General features: G+C 62.2%; 13 protein-coding genes and 3 tRNA genes. 5 read left to right on the top strand and 11 right to left on the bottom strand.

The genetic code is table 11. From position 1 onward, the window contains the following. Nucleotide 1 precedes the first annotated feature (1 nt). Genes AC0IYU_RS17605 through AC0IYU_RS17590 form a run of 4 tightly spaced genes read left to right on the top strand, consistent with a single transcriptional unit; the run spans nt 2 to nt 3,343 of the window. The gene (locus AC0IYU_RS17605; RefSeq protein ID WP_472119415.1) at nt 2–2,290 is read left to right on the top strand and encodes a ParB/RepB/Spo0J family partition protein; all 2,289 of its coding nucleotides are present in this window, start codon (nt 2–4) and stop codon (nt 2,288–2,290) included. Then, entirely contained in the window at nt 2,287–2,784 is a 498-nt protein-coding gene (locus AC0IYU_RS17600; RefSeq protein ID WP_472119412.1) for a hypothetical protein, read from the top strand. Before AC0IYU_RS17605 ends, AC0IYU_RS17600 begins: the two co-directional genes overlap by 4 nt. After that, nucleotides 2,781–3,053: a helix-turn-helix domain-containing protein gene (locus AC0IYU_RS17595; RefSeq protein WP_472119409.1), complete on the top strand. Its 273-nt coding sequence runs from the start codon at nt 2,781–2,783 to the stop codon at nt 3,051–3,053. The genes AC0IYU_RS17600 and AC0IYU_RS17595 overlap by 4 nt, the downstream gene beginning before the upstream one ends. Before the next feature lie 38 nt (nt 3,054–3,091). Further along, the gene (locus AC0IYU_RS17590; RefSeq protein WP_472119406.1) at nt 3,092–3,343 is read left to right on the top strand and encodes a hypothetical protein; all 252 of its coding nucleotides are present in this window, start codon (nt 3,092–3,094) and stop codon (nt 3,341–3,343) included. Between the two features lie 124 nt (nt 3,344–3,467). Here the strand turns inward: AC0IYU_RS17590 and AC0IYU_RS17585 are convergent, their stop codons facing one another. The 10 genes from AC0IYU_RS17585 to tig all read right to left on the bottom strand — a co-directional run bounded on the left by AC0IYU_RS17585 (nt 3,468) and on the right by tig (nt 12,763). Beyond that, on the bottom strand, nt 3,468–3,899 hold the full coding sequence (locus AC0IYU_RS17585) for a hypothetical protein (protein ID WP_472119403.1): 432 nt from the start codon (nt 3,897–3,899) through the stop codon (nt 3,468–3,470). Beyond that, nucleotides 3,896–4,612, bottom strand: a complete 717-nt coding sequence (locus tag AC0IYU_RS17580; protein ID WP_472119401.1) for a hypothetical protein — start codon at nt 4,610–4,612, stop codon at nt 3,896–3,898. The genes AC0IYU_RS17585 and AC0IYU_RS17580 overlap by 4 nt, the downstream gene beginning before the upstream one ends. Then, a complete protein-coding gene (locus AC0IYU_RS17575; RefSeq protein WP_472119399.1) occupies nt 4,609–5,223 on the bottom strand; it encodes a hypothetical protein in 615 nt (204 codons plus the stop codon). Before AC0IYU_RS17575 ends, AC0IYU_RS17580 begins: the two co-directional genes overlap by 4 nt. Nucleotides 5,224–5,301: 78 nt before the next feature. Next, nucleotides 5,302–6,429 (bottom strand): site-specific integrase, encoded by a 1,128-nt coding sequence (locus AC0IYU_RS17570; protein ID WP_472119397.1) that lies wholly within the window; start codon nt 6,427–6,429, stop codon nt 5,302–5,304. Between the two features lie 181 nt (nt 6,430–6,610). Next, nucleotides 6,611–6,684, bottom strand: a tRNA-Cys gene (locus AC0IYU_RS17565). 63 nt (nt 6,685–6,747) lie between these two features. Next, a tRNA-Gly gene (locus tag AC0IYU_RS17560) sits at nt 6,748–6,823 on the bottom strand. 57 nt (nt 6,824–6,880) lie between these two features. Beyond that, nucleotides 6,881–9,322, bottom strand: coding sequence for an endopeptidase La (gene lon, locus AC0IYU_RS17555; protein ID WP_472119394.1), 2,442 nt, complete (start codon nt 9,320–9,322; stop codon nt 6,881–6,883). Between the two features lie 23 nt (nt 9,323–9,345). Continuing rightward, nucleotides 9,346–10,611: an ATP-dependent Clp protease ATP-binding subunit ClpX gene (gene clpX / locus AC0IYU_RS17550; protein WP_435435883.1), complete on the bottom strand. Its 1,266-nt coding sequence runs from the start codon at nt 10,609–10,611 to the stop codon at nt 9,346–9,348. 110 nt (nt 10,612–10,721) lie between these two features. After that, nucleotides 10,722–11,330 (bottom strand): ATP-dependent Clp endopeptidase proteolytic subunit ClpP, encoded by a 609-nt coding sequence (gene clpP, locus AC0IYU_RS17545; protein ID WP_435435882.1) that lies wholly within the window; start codon nt 11,328–11,330, stop codon nt 10,722–10,724. Nucleotides 11,331–11,446: 116 nt separating this feature from the next. Beyond that, entirely contained in the window at nt 11,447–12,763 is a 1,317-nt protein-coding gene (gene tig, locus AC0IYU_RS17540) for a trigger factor (protein ID WP_472119391.1), read from the bottom strand. A gap of 266 nt (nt 12,764–13,029) precedes the next feature. Here tig and AC0IYU_RS17535 point away from each other — a divergent pair, with 266 nt between their 5' ends. After that, nucleotides 13,030–13,962 (top strand): hypothetical protein, encoded by a 933-nt coding sequence (locus AC0IYU_RS17535; protein WP_472119388.1) that lies wholly within the window; start codon nt 13,030–13,032, stop codon nt 13,960–13,962. A 74-nt stretch (nt 13,963–14,036) separates the two neighbouring features. On the opposite strand, the gene AC0IYU_RS17530 is transcribed toward AC0IYU_RS17535, so the two are convergent. Then, a tRNA-Leu gene (locus AC0IYU_RS17530) sits at nt 14,037–14,123 on the bottom strand. Nucleotides 14,124–14,191: the final 68 nt, after the last annotated feature.

Genomic DNA, 14,191 nt, shown 5'->3' with positions numbered 1-14,191 from the left:
CATGTCCCTCAAAGAATTCGATGCGGCCGATGGCCACGCGCAAGCCGACGAAGCTGCGCCCACGCTGAAGAAGGCCGACGAGGCGTTCGCGATGCTCGAGCTGGCGTTGATCACGCCCAGTCTGACCAATCCGCGCAAGACCTTCAACGAAGCGAAGATGGTCGACCTGGCCGACAGCATCATTGCCAGCGGTGTGCACCAGCCCATCCTCGTGCGGCCGCTGCCGGCGAACCGGCTCGACGACACGTTCCGCAACCGCGGTGACGGCATGCCGCTGCCTACGCACGAGATTGTGTCCGGCGAACGCCGGTACCGGGCCAGCAAGGCCGCGGGACGGACGACGATCCCCGCGATGATCCGCACCCTGAGCGATCAGGAGGTGCTCGAAATTCAGATCGTCGAGAACCTGCAGCGCGACGATCTGACCGAACTCGAGGAAGCCGAGGGTTATCAGCGACTGTGCGAAGAGACGAGCATCGCGAAGGAGCTCGTGGGCGAGCGGATCGGCAAGAGCCGCAGCTACGTCTACGGCCGCATGAAGCTGCTCGACCTGACCAGCGCCCCGCGCGAGGCTCTTCGTGCTGGCGACATCGACGGCAGCAAGGCCCTGCTCATCGCTCGGATTCCCGACGAGAAGCTGCAGATCAAGGCGCTTGAGGCCGCAACCGAGAAGGACCACCAGGGCTCGCCGCGACTGAGCTACCGCGCGCTGCAGACCTGGGTGCAGCAGAACGTGATGCTCAAGCTGTCAGCCGCTCGCTTCTCTATCGTCGACGCGGGCCTGGTGCCGTCTGCCGGCGACTGCAAGAGCTGCTCGAAACGCACCGGCGCCAATCCGGACTTGTTCGCCGATGTCGACGGTCCAGACGTCTGCACTGATCCGAAGTGCTTCCACGACAAAGAGGAAGCGCATTCGACCGCCCTCGTCGCGATCGCCAAAGCGAAGGGCATGGAGGTGATCGAGGGGCGCGAGGCCAAGGAAGTCATGCCTCACGGAACATCAAACTATCTGCAGGGCTACACGTCGCTCGATAACTGTGCCACGCCGGGCGGCGTACCGCTTCGCGAACTGCTGTCACCAAAGGAAATGAAGAAGGTAGCGCTCCTGGTGGCCCCGGAGTCCGGCGAACTGATCGAAGTGATCCCCGAGATGTTCGCGGGCAACGCGAAGGCGCGAGCCCGGCAGAAGACCCAGTCTCCGAAAGAGCGCAAACAGGACTCGGAGTACGAGGCCAAACAGGAGCGTCAAAACTTAGCGCTCGAATATCAGAAACGTTGGCGAGCCGCTGCTGTGGCGGAGATTCAGCCCCGCATTGAGGCAGGTGAGGTGTCAGCCATGACGGCGAACATGATGCGCCGGCTGCTGCTGGAACTCTCAGGCACCGAGCAGCGTTGCAGCGATGGTGACTGCGTCGACGCGCTGGGCCTGGCCGACTATGACGACGAGCTTCTGGCATCGACCATCCGCGCCTGCGATGACACTGATGTCGGAGTGAGGGTCATCCTTGCAATGCTGTTCAGCGACCGGATCGCACAGCGGACCTGGATCGACGACGAATGGGTGCTCGATGACTCCGCCTTGATGATCGACGAGCTGGCGGGCCTCCTGGGCATCAGCATCGACGCGATCAAGGCCGAGGTGCAAGAGCAGATCCGCGCCGAGCGCGCGCCTAAAGCTCCCGCCGACGCCGAACTGGCTGCGCAGCCGGAGGGAAGTGCGAAGGGAGAAAAATCGAAGTCGAAGCCTGCGGCGCCGGCGCGCAAAGGCAAGACGTCGAAGGAAGAAGCAGCAGCGAGCATCGCTGCCGCGCTGCAGGAGCTCGATGCTGGGCCAGCAGGGGGGCGGGACAGCGCCCAGGAGAAGCCTCTTCCACAGGTGAGCGACCGGGTGTCGGTCTCGGATCCGGACGATGACCGCTTCGAGCAGCAGGGGGTCGTGATGAAGGTCCGGGCGAGCGGGAAGGCGTCGGTTCTTTTCGACGTCGACCAGGTCGAAGTCCCGATGCCCTTCAACTCCGTGCAGGTGATCGCGGCCGCACTGTGGCCGTTCCCACGCGATGGTTCGCACCAAGCCGGGCCGGCGAAGGCAACGCTGAAGAGCGGCGATCGCGTGCGGGTGCGTGCCGCCGCCAGCGGCTATGCGTCCGAACACCACGGCAAGGAGGGCAGGGTCAAAGAACCCGTCGACGGCACCACGCAATGGGTCGTCAACCTAGCCAGGCCGAAGAAAGCGCCCAAGCTGGTCGAGCTCGAGGCCGACGTGCTGGAACTGCTCGAGGAGCAACCATGACGCACGGCCGCCCTTCCCGGCGCAAGCGTCCGATCGCCGTCAACCTGGTCGCCATTGCCCAATCCCGGGCGGCACGGCTCACCACGGCCGAGCTCGACGTGGTCCTGAGTCCGCTGCGTAGCGCCGTTGCGGCTCTGCGCCAAGGCGTGGCCAACGAGCTCGAATGGTCGCTCGCCGTCACGGCCGTGAACATCGGTGACGCCATCGAGACAGAAGGAGTCGTGCGCGGCCTGGCCGGGCACCTTCGCAGCATCGACCTCGCCCTGCAGGAGATCGGCAAGCGAGCCAGGTCGTCCGGCGACTGGCGGCCGCCAGCGCTGTACTACGAAGAGCGTGACCTGCTGGATCTGCTGGTCGACCTGCACGACCACCAGGTGAAGAGCCTGAGCTTCGCCGAGTTCTCGCGGGCACGCGACAAGGCGATCGCGCAGACACGCAGCGCGCCAGCCGGGCGCGTGATCGACGTCGACCAGCATCAAGGAGAACTTGCATGAGTGCTAGCGACGACATTCTCAGCAAGGACGAGGTGGCCAGCATGCTCGATTGCGAGCCGTCGACCGTAGAAGAGAAAGCCCGCAATCACGAATTGCCAGGCGTGAAAATCGGTCGCAGCTGGCTCTTCCCGCGCCAGGCGCTGATGCAACGCCTGAATGAGATGGCGCTGGCCAGGCCGATCCCTACACGGCCGGAGGGCATCATCAAACTTGGTGCAAAGCGCCGGGCGCCGCCCGCGTTGCCGCCCCTGCCGTCGCTTGGCAAATGACATTGCAGAAACCGAGCGGAAAGATATCATTTCCGCCCATGACTTCTGCGAGCAAAAAAGACACCGAACAAGCCGTGGCGCTCATGGCTTGGGAGGCTGCAGCTGAGCGGCTGAGGACCGCGCTACGCCCGCCCGAGAACTACCCTGATGCCAACCCTGCCGCGGTCAAGGCTGCGTTCGCCAATGTTGCGAACAGACTTCGAATTCTGCAGTCGGCTTACGCGGTGAACTGGGACCTCGGCGAGGTGCCGCCGCACTCCGGCTCACCGCAGAGCACGGCAAGCCACTAAAGCAGCCGATCAGCGAGGTCCTCGCCTCGCAACGACGCGTAGCGCAGCATCATCTTGGTCGAAGGCGCGATCGTTGGTCAGTGAATTCTGATCCGCACTGACAACGGATTGCGGCGTCATGTCGCTACAGAGTCCGGATGGCCGCCGACTTCATGATCAACAGTGCGACAGCATCAGGGAGCTTCTTCACTGCACCTTCGGGGTCGAAAGTCAGCATCAGCGCATGCGAGGGGTTCGCGCGCCGCACCGACGATCCTGCGACTGGGTCGGCTCGAAACTCAACCTGCGCCTTTTTAGAATCAGCGCACAGACGCAGCACAGTGTCGACCTCAATGGTTGCAGTACCGCTGACCTTGCGCTCCGACGCGGTATCCGAAGCTGGGCGATTCAAATCTGCCACAAAGGCGTCGACGATCTGGTCATATGAAAGGATCGCCAGTCGGCTCAGCGAAACCTGAAGCTGCTGAAATGCGCTTTTCGTTCCGCGTTGCAGGTCCTCATCCCAGAATGGTGCGTGAAGTGCACGCACCAGTCTCTCCTCTCCGGCGATGCTCATTGAAACTTGTTTTTTATTTTTTCCAAGAAGCGATTGTCGCCAACCTCTCCAACCAGAGTATTGCCATCAGCCTCAAAAAATGCAGAAATTTCGGAATTAGAAAACTCCAACTCAATCAACATTTCTTCAGGGCCCGGCCAATTAATTATCAACTTTCCATCTTGGGACATGAAAATTCCCAAGCTGTTTGGCGACAGTTTTGAAGCAGAGAAAAATCTATCAAGTTGTTGCAACGAATCGAGGTTGAGCGACTCCCCGGCGCCATCGTCCCAACCGGGAGCAAGCCGCGAGAACGATGCCAATCGGGCCTGCCCAGAATTTCCAAGAGCCGCGCGCGTTTCGGGTGCAAGCAGGCTGGACAGGTTTAGCGACCCAATGCGGCCGCCAGCGACGGGAGCACCCGCTACGGTCGTTTCTGATGGCCCAACGGATGCAATATCAAAGCTAAGTGACCCCGTTCCAGGAGACTTTTGACTGGAAAGGTCAATGGACTGGGCCAACAGATCGCGGTTCCCTGCAAGCTTGCCCAAGGTATTGCGTAGGCCGCGAGCAATAAAGCTCTTGAGATCGAAACCGGACGGCTGAGTAGTGGATTTGAGACGCTGCCGAGCTTGGGGTTTGCGCTTTTCCTCAATGCCAGATCCAAGGAAATCGCTCCAAATCCAAGAGGCAATATTGGTATCGTCAAAACCGTCGAACGTCATTGCATTCACGGCTGCACCTCATCTGGATTGCCCTTCAATCCAAACTTTTTTTGCACTTCTCGCCCGAGCAAATGAGCAAGATCGAACGGCAACTGAACACGCACAACTGGAATTACATAAATATGAGCGCCGGCTATTGCTTGCGCAGTTCCAAACCCAGATGCGTAATAGAAGTCCATGACGGATGAATGCCTTGATGCATTCATTCGCATCAGGTTCGCCTCAAGTGCAATTGTCTGAGCCGGCTCAGCATCAAATAAGCGAGAGTATTCATCAATGTCAGAAACAGGCGGCGATTCAAATTTATATCTTTGAAATGTGGCCGCCACTCCATCCATGCTTTGCTTGGGAAATCTGAGATCTAGCAATGCTCTCAAAGACTTCCCATCGACTTGGGTTTGCCCAAACAACAACTGCGCAAATCCAGCGGGATGATCTCGAATCTCAAGACAATCGGCAACAAAGCGCCGATCAGGCGCATCGGTACGCTCGATTCCGACCTGACCAGTCGTATTCGTGATTCCGTTCTGACTAACAGAATGCTGCACCTTAAACGGCACGCGAAGGCCTTCGCCCTTCATGCCCGTATCTTGTGCCTGCTGTCGATTGTCCTTGACCATCGTTCCCCTTTGTTCAGACTGCTAATGTAGCGAGTTCCATCGGCGCGAACCACGTTGTCAAGTTGGGGGCTGAAAGACTCACAACAAGCGGTCCGCGAGATCCTCGCCGCGCAACGACGCGTAGCGCAGCATCATCTTGGTGTCAGTCCAGCCCATGATCTTGCAGATCTCGATCTCGTTGAAGATCCAGCCGCGATCGCCTCTGAGCGTCATCCAGCGGCAGCAGGCCTCGTGACGCAGGTCGTGCTCGGTGAAGTTCGACACCACCGCATATGCGAACAAAGACATGAAGCGCGCGGACAATCTCGACGTGCATTTGGTCAGGTCCGCCGGCGTGCCGTCCCAGAAGGGAAAGATCAGCCCGGTGCGCCCCTCGCACCAGGCGATCAGCTTCACGCGCAGCTCGCGCTTCAGGGGCACCGTCCTAGGCTTGGCTGCGCCATGGTGGCCCTTGCTGCCTTCAATTCTCAGCAGCCCGCGGCCGGCGTCCAGCTGGTCGACGCGCAGCCGGTAGGCCTCGCGAAGTCGCAGCCCCGTGTCGATGATCAGCGAGAACAGCAGCTCAAAGGCGGGATCGTCGCCCCAGGGGCGCTCTTTGTCAGGCCGCTTTACGCCGGCGAGAGCCGCGCGCACCGCAGCTTCGTCGTCGGCCGACATGCGCACGTCGCGCGCAATGTCCCGAACTGAGCCATCAGCGTACTGGCTGTAGCCGCGGGGCAGCAGCGTCACGACGTTCACGGGCGGCTGCTGCCCTTCTTTCGTCGTGGTGCGGTGGTACCACGCCACCACCTTCGAAAGCGCGCCCACGCGCTTCCTGATCGTTCCTGGCGTCATCTTCTTCTCTCGGGTCTTGTACCCCTCGATCAGCTGGTTGACCCGCTGGAACGTGATGCCCGACATGCGCACGCCAGGCAGCTCGCTGGCCAGCAGCGCAAGCGTCGGCCGCTCACTCGACGCGACCCGTGTGTTCGGGTCGTTCTCGTAGTTGCGCATCACCTCGAGCAGCAGTGGCGACTTCGGCGCCGGCCCCTGCGTCGCCTCGAGCAGCTCCAGCGGTACGACGCCGCGCTCGAGCCAGCCGTCGAGGATCGTGGCGTAGTTGTTCGCCTCCACCTCGTCGTCGAAGGTATGAAAGAACGGCTTCTCGAGGAGGTGGTGCTTGACGCGCAACTGGTACTTGTTGCCGCGCTTCTGGACAGAGGACAAATCGGGCTCCGGTGGGAGCGCGCATCGTACTGGCTTCGACGGACAAAACAGTCCGTTCGTGGGTAGCAGACGAGCTTAATTCGGGTAGCAATGAACCCAAAACGAACTGAAACGAGGCCGGAAACAAAAATGCCCAGGAAGGTCCGAGGCATCTAACCTGTTGATTTAACAGGGGAATTGGTGGAGGCGCGACCCGGAGTCGAACCGGGCTAGACGGATTTGCAATCCGTTGCATAACCGCTTTGCTATCGCGCCACGCAGAAATACGAAATCGAACCTGCGAAAAAAAGGGAAGCTGACGCTTCCCTTTTTCAAAACTGGAGCGGGAAAAGAGTCTCGAACTCTCGACCTCAACCTTGGCAAGGTTGCGCTCTACCAACTGAGCTATTCCCGCGTTTCGAGCCTCGAATTATATACCAATATTTCGAGGCTCCCAAACTTTCGCCACCGATCAGTGCTTGACCGAGCCCTCTGAAGCCGGCGCACCCGCGCGCTGCTTGGCCAACTCGGCCACCGCCGCGGCCGATGCGGCCACCTCTTCGTCGGACAACGGCACAGGCATCTTCTCGAGCGCAATCTCGAGCACCTTGTCGATCCACTTCACAGGCACGATCTCGAGGCCGTTCTTCACGTTCTCGGGAATGTCCTGCAGGTCCTTGGCGTTCTCTTCGGGAATCAGCACGGTCTTGATGCCGCCGCGCAATGCGGCCAGCAGCTTTTCCTTCAGGCCGCCGATGGCCGTCACCTCGCCGCGCAGCGTGATTTCGCCGGTCATTGCGACGTCGCTGCGCACGGGAATGCCCGTGAGCGCCGACACGAAGGCCGTCGTCATCGCCGCGCCCGCGCTGGGGCCGTCCTTGGGCGTCGCGCCGTCGGGCACGTGGATGTGGATGTCGCGCTTCTCGAACACCTCGTCCTTGATGCCCAGGCGGCGCGAGCGGCTGCGCACCACGGTGCGCGCGGCCTCGACCGATTCCTTCATCACGTCGCCGAGCGAACCGGTGCGGCTGATCACGCCCTTGCCGGGCATGGTGACCGCCTCGATCGTCAGCAGGTCGCCGCCGACTTCCGTCCATGCGAGGCCGACCACCTGGCCGACCTGGTTCTGCTTCTCGGCGAGGCCAAAGCTGTACTTGCGCACGCCGAGGAACTCGTTGAGGTTGGCACCGTCGACCGTGACCTTGGGCGTCAGTTGCTTGAGCAGCAGGCCCTTCACCACCTTGCGGCAGATCTTGGAGAGCTCGCGCTCGAGCGAACGCACGCCCGCTTCACGGGTGTAGTAGCGCACGATGTCACGCACGGCCTCCTCGGTGACGAACAGCTCTTCTTCCTTGACGCCGTTGTTCTTCAGCTGCTTGGGCAGCAGGTACTTTATCGCGATGTTGGTCTTCTCGTCCTCGGTGTACCCCGAAAGGCGAATGACTTCCATGCGGTCCAGCAACGCCGGCGGAATGTTCATCGAGTTCGACGTGGCGACGAACATCACGTCGCTCAAGTCGAAGTCGACTTCCACGTAGTGGTCGCCGAAGGTGTGGTTCTGCTCCGGATCGAGCACTTCGAGCAGCGCGCTCGAGGGGTCGCCACGGAAGTCCGTGCCCAGCTTGTCGATTTCGTCGAGCAGGAACAGCGGATTGCGCGTGCCGATCTTGCTCAGGCCCTGCAGCACCTTGCCCGGCAGTGCGCCGATGTAGGTGCGGCGATGGCCGCGGATCTCGGCCTCGTCACGCATGCCGCCCAGCGCCATGCGCGTGTACTTGCGGCCGGTCGCCTTGGCGATCGACTGTCCCAGCGAGGTCTTGCCGACGCCCGGCGGGCCCACGAGGCACAGGATGGGCGCCTTGACCTTGTCCACGCGTTGCTGCACCGCGAGATATTCCAGGATGCGGTCCTTGACCTTCTCCAGGCCGTAGTGGTCCGCGTTGAGCACGGCTTCGGCATTGGCCAGGTCGTGCTTGATCTTGGTCTTCTTGCTCCACGGCAGGGCGATCAGCACGTCGATGTAGTTGCGCACCACGGTGGCTTCGGCCGACATGGGCGACATGAGCTTGAGCTTCTTGAGCTCGCCCTCGGCCTTCTTCAGGCCTTCCTTGGACATCTTGGCGAGCTTGATCTTCTTCTCGATCTCCTCGATGTCCGCGCCTTCTTCGCCTTCGCCGAGCTCCTTCTGGATGGCCTTGACCTGCTCGTTCAGATAGAAGTCGCGCTGGTTCTTTTCCATCTGGCGCTTCACGCGCCCGCGGATCTTCTTGTCGACGTTCAGGATGTCGACTTCGCGCTCGAGCTGCCCGAACAGGTTTTCCAGCCGTGCCTTGACGTCGTCGAGGTCCAGCACGGCCTGCTTGTTGTCCAGCTTGAGCGGCAGGTGCGCGGCGATGGTGTCCGCCAGGCGGCCCGGATCGTCGATGCTCGAGATCGAGGTGAGGATCTCGGGCGGGATCTTCTTGTTCAGCTTGACGTACTGGTCGAACTGCTGCATCACGGCTCGGCGCAGCGCCTCGACCTCGGTGCCTTTTTCGCCGCCTTCGGCAAGCGCCAGGGGCGTCACGTTGGCCGAGAAATGCGTCTCGCCGTCGTCGATGCGATTGACGCGCGCGCGTTGCTGGCCTTCGACCAGCACCTTCACCGTGCCGTCGGGCAGCTTGAGCATCTGCAGGATGGTCGAGACGCAGCCGACCTCGAACATGTCCTCGACCGAGGGCTCGTCCTTGGCGGCGGCCTTCTGGGCCACCAGCATGATGCGGCGCTCCGCCTCCATGGCCAGTTCGAGCGCCTTGATGCTCTTGGGGCGTCCCACGAAGAGCGGGATCACCATGTGGGGAAACACCACGACGTCGCGCAGCGGGAGCAGCGGCAGGTCGAGTGCTTCGGGGGGCAAGGGGGTGTGGCCAGACATGCAGATCCTTCGCGTCTTTGGCTTTAGGCCTTTTTCGCCGCTTCGCGGTACACGAGCAGCGGGGGCTTGTTTTCGTCGATGGTCGATTCCTCGACCACCACCTTGTCGACATTGGTCGCGTTGGGCAATTCGAACATGGTGTCGATCAGCGACTGTTCAAGGATCGAGCGCAGTCCGCGCGCACCGGTCTTGCGGGCCAGTGCCTTGCGCGCGATCGCCTTGAGCGCCGCCGGGCGGATCTCGAGGTCCACGCCTTCCATCTGCAGCAGCTTGGTGAACTGCTTGACCACCGCGTTCTTGGGCTCGGTCAGGATCTGCACCAGCGCGTCCTCGCTGAGCTCCGCGAGCGACGCGACCACCGGCATGCGGCCGACCAGTTCGGGGATCAGGCCGAACTTGATCAGGTCTTCGGGCTCGACCTCGCGGAACACTTCGGTGATGCTGCGCTGGGCCTTGCTCTTGACCTTGGCGCCGAAGCCGATACCCGACGCCTCGGTGCGGTTTTCGATGACCTTCTCGAGGCCCGCGAACGCACCGCCGCAGATGAACAGGATGTTGGTCGTGTCGATCTGCAGGAAATCCTGGTTCGGGTGCTTGCGCCCGCCCTGCGGCGGCACGCTGGCCATCGTGCCTTCGATGAGCTTCAGCAGGGCCTGCTGCACGCCCTCGCCCGACACGTCGCGCGTGATCGAGGGGTTGTCGGACTTGCGCGAGATCTTGTCGATTTCGTCGATGTAGACGATGCCGCGCTGGGCGCGCTCGACCTCGTAGTTGCAGCTCTGCAGCAGCTTCTGGATGATGTTCTCGACGTCCTCGCCCACGTAGCCGGCTTCCGTCAGGGTGGTGGCGTCGGCCATCACGAACGGCACGTCGAGCATGCGCGCCAGCGTTTGCGCCAGCAGCGTCTTGCCCGAGCCCGTGGGGCCGATCAGCAGAATGTTGCTCTTGCTGAGTTCGACGTCCTCGCCCTTGGCCTTTTCCTTGTGGCGCAGGCGCTTGTAGTGGTTGTAGACCGCCACCGACAGCATGCGCTTGGCCGGCTCCTGGCCGATCACGTAGTTGTCGAGGTTGGTCTTGATCTCCAGCGGCGTGGGCAGGTCGCTGCGCGCCTCGCGCGCCTCTTCGCCCGCGGGGAGTTCGTCGCGGATGATCTCGTTGCAGAGGTCGATGCACTCGTCGCAGATGAAGACCGAAGGGCCCGCGATCAGCTTCTTGACCTCATGCTGGCTCTTGCCGCAGAACGAGCAATAAAGCGTTTTTTCGCTGGAAGAGCCTTTTTTTTCGGCCATGGACAGGTGCCTCGTTACAGGGAATGGACAATGATAACTAAACAAAAACGGCGTTTCCCGTGTGGAAAACGCCGTTTTTTGCCATTTGGCGCCATTGGCGCCGCGCAGCCTTAACCGCGCTTGGCGACGACCTGGTCCACCAGACCGTATTCCTTGGCCTCGTCGGCCGTCAGAAAGTAGTCGCGTTCGGTGTCCGACTTGACCTTTTCCAGCGGCTGGCCCGTGCGTTCGGCCAGGATGCGGTTCATCTGGTCCTTGGTGCGCAGGATGTCGCGCGCATGGATTTCGATGTCCGTCGCTTGGCCGCGTGCGCCGCCGAGCACCTGGTGGATCATGATCTTCGAGTTGGGCAAGGAGAAGCGCTTGCCCTTCTCGCCGGCCGCCAACAGGAAGGCGCCCATGCTGGCCGCGAAGCCGAGGCACATGGTCGACACATCAGGCTTGATGAACTGCATGGTGTCGTAGATCGCCATGCCGGCGCTCACGCTGCCGCCCGGGGAGTTGATGTAGAACGAGATGTCCTTTTCCGGGTTCTCGCTCTCGAGGAACAGCAACTGCGCCACCACGAGGTTGGCCGTCTGGTCGTTGACCTCGCCCACCAGGAAAATGATGCGCTCCTTGAGGAGGCGCGAGTAGATGTCGTAAGACCGCTCGCCGCGGCCCGATTGCTCGATGACCATCGGAACCATGCCGAGGCCTTGAATTTCGTTTGCGATCATGAATTTTCTTTCCGGAAGATGAAGTCGTTCGCTGCTGTGTGAACTGTACGCCTGAGTGAAATGGGGCTCGTGCCGCAAAGCACAAGCCCCATTGGCGATGCGGGCAGCGACGGAAATCAGCCTTGCTGTTGCGCCATCAGTTCGTCGAACGACACCGACTTGTCGGTGACCTTGGCCTTGGCCAGGACGAAATCGGTCACGTTGTTCTCGATGACCACGGCTTCGACTTCGGCCAGGCGGTTGTTGTCGCTGAAGTACCAGCGCACCACGTCGGCCGGCTTTTCGTAGCTGGCGGCCAGCTCGTCGATGTGGGCCTTGATCTGCTCGGGCTTGGCCTGCAGGTTGTTGGCACGCACCAGTTCGGCCACCACCAGGCCGAGGCGCACGCGGCGCTCGGCTTGGGGACGGAACACTTCGTCGGGGATCGGGGCCTTGTCGGCGTCCTTGATGCCGCGCTGCTTGAGCTCGGCGCGGGCGCCTTCGATCATGCGGGCAACTTCTGACTGCACGCTGGCGTTCGGCAGGTCGAGCTCGGCGCTGGCGACCAGGGCGTCCATCACGGCGTTCTTGTTGCGGGCCAGCAGGCGGAACTTCACTTCGCGCTCGAGGTTGCGCTTGATGTCTGCGCGCAGGCCTTCGACCGTGGCTTCGGCGATGCCGAGCGACTTGGCGAGCTGTTCGTTGACTTCGGGCAGGTGCGAAGCTTCGATCTTCTTCAGCGTGACCATGAAGTCGGCTTGCTTGCCGGCCACGTCCTTGCCGTGGTAGTCGGCCGGGAACGACAGCGGGAAGGTGCGGCTGTCGCCGGACTTCATGCCACGCACGGCGTCTTCGAACTCCTTGAGCATCTGGCCTTCGCCTACCACGAACTGGAAGTCTTCGGCCTTGCCGCCCTGGAAGGGCTCGCCGTCGATTTTGCCTTCGAAGTCGACCGTCACGCGGTCGTCGTCCTGTGCAACAGCGTCTTGCGCGCGCTGGGCGAAGGTGCGGCGTTGCTTGCGCAGGATGTCCAGCGTCTTGTCGATGGCGTCGTCGCCCACGTCGGCCGAGAGCTTCTCGACTTCAGCGGTGGACAGGTCGTTGATCTTGACTTCGGGGAACACTTCGAACACCGCGTCGAAAGCCAGTTCGCCTTCGGGCGACTCTTCCTTTTCGGTGATGCGGGGCTGGCCGGCCACGCGCAGCTTGGCTTCGTTGGCGGCTTGCGAGAAGGCTTCGCCGACCTTGTCGTTCATGACCTCGTAGTGCACCGAGTAGCCGTAGCGCTGGGCCACGACGTTCATTGGCACCTTGCCGGGACGAAAGCCGTCCATCTTGACGGTGCGCGCGAGCTTCTTGAGGCGCGAATCGACTTCGTTCTGGATGGTGCCGACCGGCAGGGTCAGCGTGATCTTGCGTTCGAGCTTCTCGAGAGTTTCAACGGTCACGGTCATGATGTCTTCCTGGTAAGGGGGCCGGTGCGCGGGGCCTGCATCTTATTTATCGATACAGATCAAGGACTTACACGCGCTGGCGGGATTTATGCGGAGGCACACACGTGCCGCCTGCAAAACTGGGCAACCTGCGATTCTAATCTGGCGGAAAAGCGGCCTTTCACGAGGGTTTGTCGCGGCGCGAACGACGGTCAGGTTTGTCCAATATTCGCGCTTTAAAGTGAGTTCCGATTCGTTCCTCCCCACAGGAACGCACAGGAGATTTCATGTTTCAGCGAATGCTCGCCGCCATCGGCCTCACCCTTGTCCTGGCCTTCGGCATGCCCTTGTTGGCGCAGGCCAAGGCCGATGCGCCCGCACCGAACGAGCCCACCATCCAGCAGATCTATGACGCGGCAAACGGCGGCAGGATGTCCGACGCCGACGCCATGATCGCGAAGGTGCTGAAGGACCACCCCAGCAGCGCCAAGGCGCATTTCGTCCAGGCAGAGCTCCTCGCGGCGCAAGGCAAGCTCGACGGCGCGAGAACCGCGCTGGGCCAGGCCAAGGCGCTGTCGCCCGACCTGTCCTTCGCCAAGCCCGAGGCCGTCGAAAGACTCACGGCCAAGCTCGACAAGCCCGCGGCAACACCGCCGCGAACCGAGCCCGCACGCACGAGCACGCCCACCCCGGCGCCGCAGCAAACCGAAACCAGGACCGGCTCGCCGCCGTGGCTGCCGATCGCCCTGGTGGCGTTGCTGGCCGTCGGCTACCTCGCGTTCCGCCGCCGGGTGGCACCGCCCGTCGCCCAAGCCCCCTCCTACGGCCCGGCGCCTGGCGCGGCCAATGCGCCCACTGGCTACGCGAGCTACGGCCCCGGCGGCACCTGGCCGCCTGCAGCGCCGCCCGCAGCCGCGCCGGGCATGGGCCTGGGCGGCGCACTCGCCACGGGCGCCGCCGTCGGCATCGGCGCAGTCGTCGCACAGGAAGCCGTGCGCCACTGGATGCACGACAGGTCGGACACCACGGACCGGAACGACACGTCCCGCCTCGCCAACAGCGGCAATGACAGCGGCAACACCGAGATGGGCCGCAGCCTGTGGCCGTCTTCTTCGCCGCAGGAGCCCGAGCGCATCGCCGACAACGACTTCGGCATCACCGACACCAGCTCGTGGGACGACGCGAGCAGCGGCGGTTCGGACAGCAGCAGCGACTGGTGAAAAAGAAAAAGCCCCCGTCTCTTTCGAAACGGGGGCTTCGTCACTGCGCCATAGAACGGGCTATTCGGCAGGGCTGGTGCGCGGGGCCGGACTCGAACCGGCACGTTCTTGCGAACGTCAGGACCTAAACCTGGTGCGTCTACCAATTTCGCCACCCGCGCGATGCCAATCTTTCAGGTGAATGCAAAAGCGGACAGCCCTTTTTGCGCCATGCGCTTGCACGGGCCAA

It is taken from the genome of Variovorax sp. AC103 (assembly GCF_979254005.1).
Note: the sequence above shows the minus strand (reverse complement) of the source record. Positions and strands in the feature narration are given on the sequence as shown.

Bases quoted from the DNA above. Each gene is read 5' to 3' on its own strand.
- tig (WP_472119391.1), bottom strand. From the start codon at position 12,763: ATGACCGTGACCGTTGAAACTCTCGAGAAGCTCGAACGCAAGATCACG.
- clpP (WP_435435882.1), bottom strand. From the start codon at position 11,330: ATGATCGCAAACGAAATTCAAGGCCTCGGCATGGTTCCGATGGTCATC.
- AC0IYU_RS17600 (WP_472119412.1), top strand. From the start codon at position 2,287: ATGACGCACGGCCGCCCTTCCCGGCGCAAGCGTCCGATCGCCGTCAAC.
- AC0IYU_RS17590 (WP_472119406.1), top strand. From the start codon at position 3,092: ATGACTTCTGCGAGCAAAAAAGACACCGAACAAGCCGTGGCGCTCATG.
- AC0IYU_RS17585 (WP_472119403.1), bottom strand. From the start codon at position 3,899: ATGAGCATCGCCGGAGAGGAGAGACTGGTGCGTGCACTTCACGCACCA.
- AC0IYU_RS17595 (WP_472119409.1), top strand. From the start codon at position 2,781: ATGAGTGCTAGCGACGACATTCTCAGCAAGGACGAGGTGGCCAGCATG.
- AC0IYU_RS17605 (WP_472119415.1), top strand. From the start codon at position 2: ATGTCCCTCAAAGAATTCGATGCGGCCGATGGCCACGCGCAAGCCGAC.
- AC0IYU_RS17575 (WP_472119399.1), bottom strand. From the start codon at position 5,223: ATGGTCAAGGACAATCGACAGCAGGCACAAGATACGGGCATGAAGGGC.
- clpX (WP_435435883.1), bottom strand. From the start codon at position 10,611: ATGGCCGAAAAAAAAGGCTCTTCCAGCGAAAAAACGCTTTATTGCTCG.
- AC0IYU_RS17535 (WP_472119388.1), top strand. From the start codon at position 13,030: ATGTTTCAGCGAATGCTCGCCGCCATCGGCCTCACCCTTGTCCTGGCC.
- lon (WP_472119394.1), bottom strand. From the start codon at position 9,322: ATGTCTGGCCACACCCCCTTGCCCCCCGAAGCACTCGACCTGCCGCTG.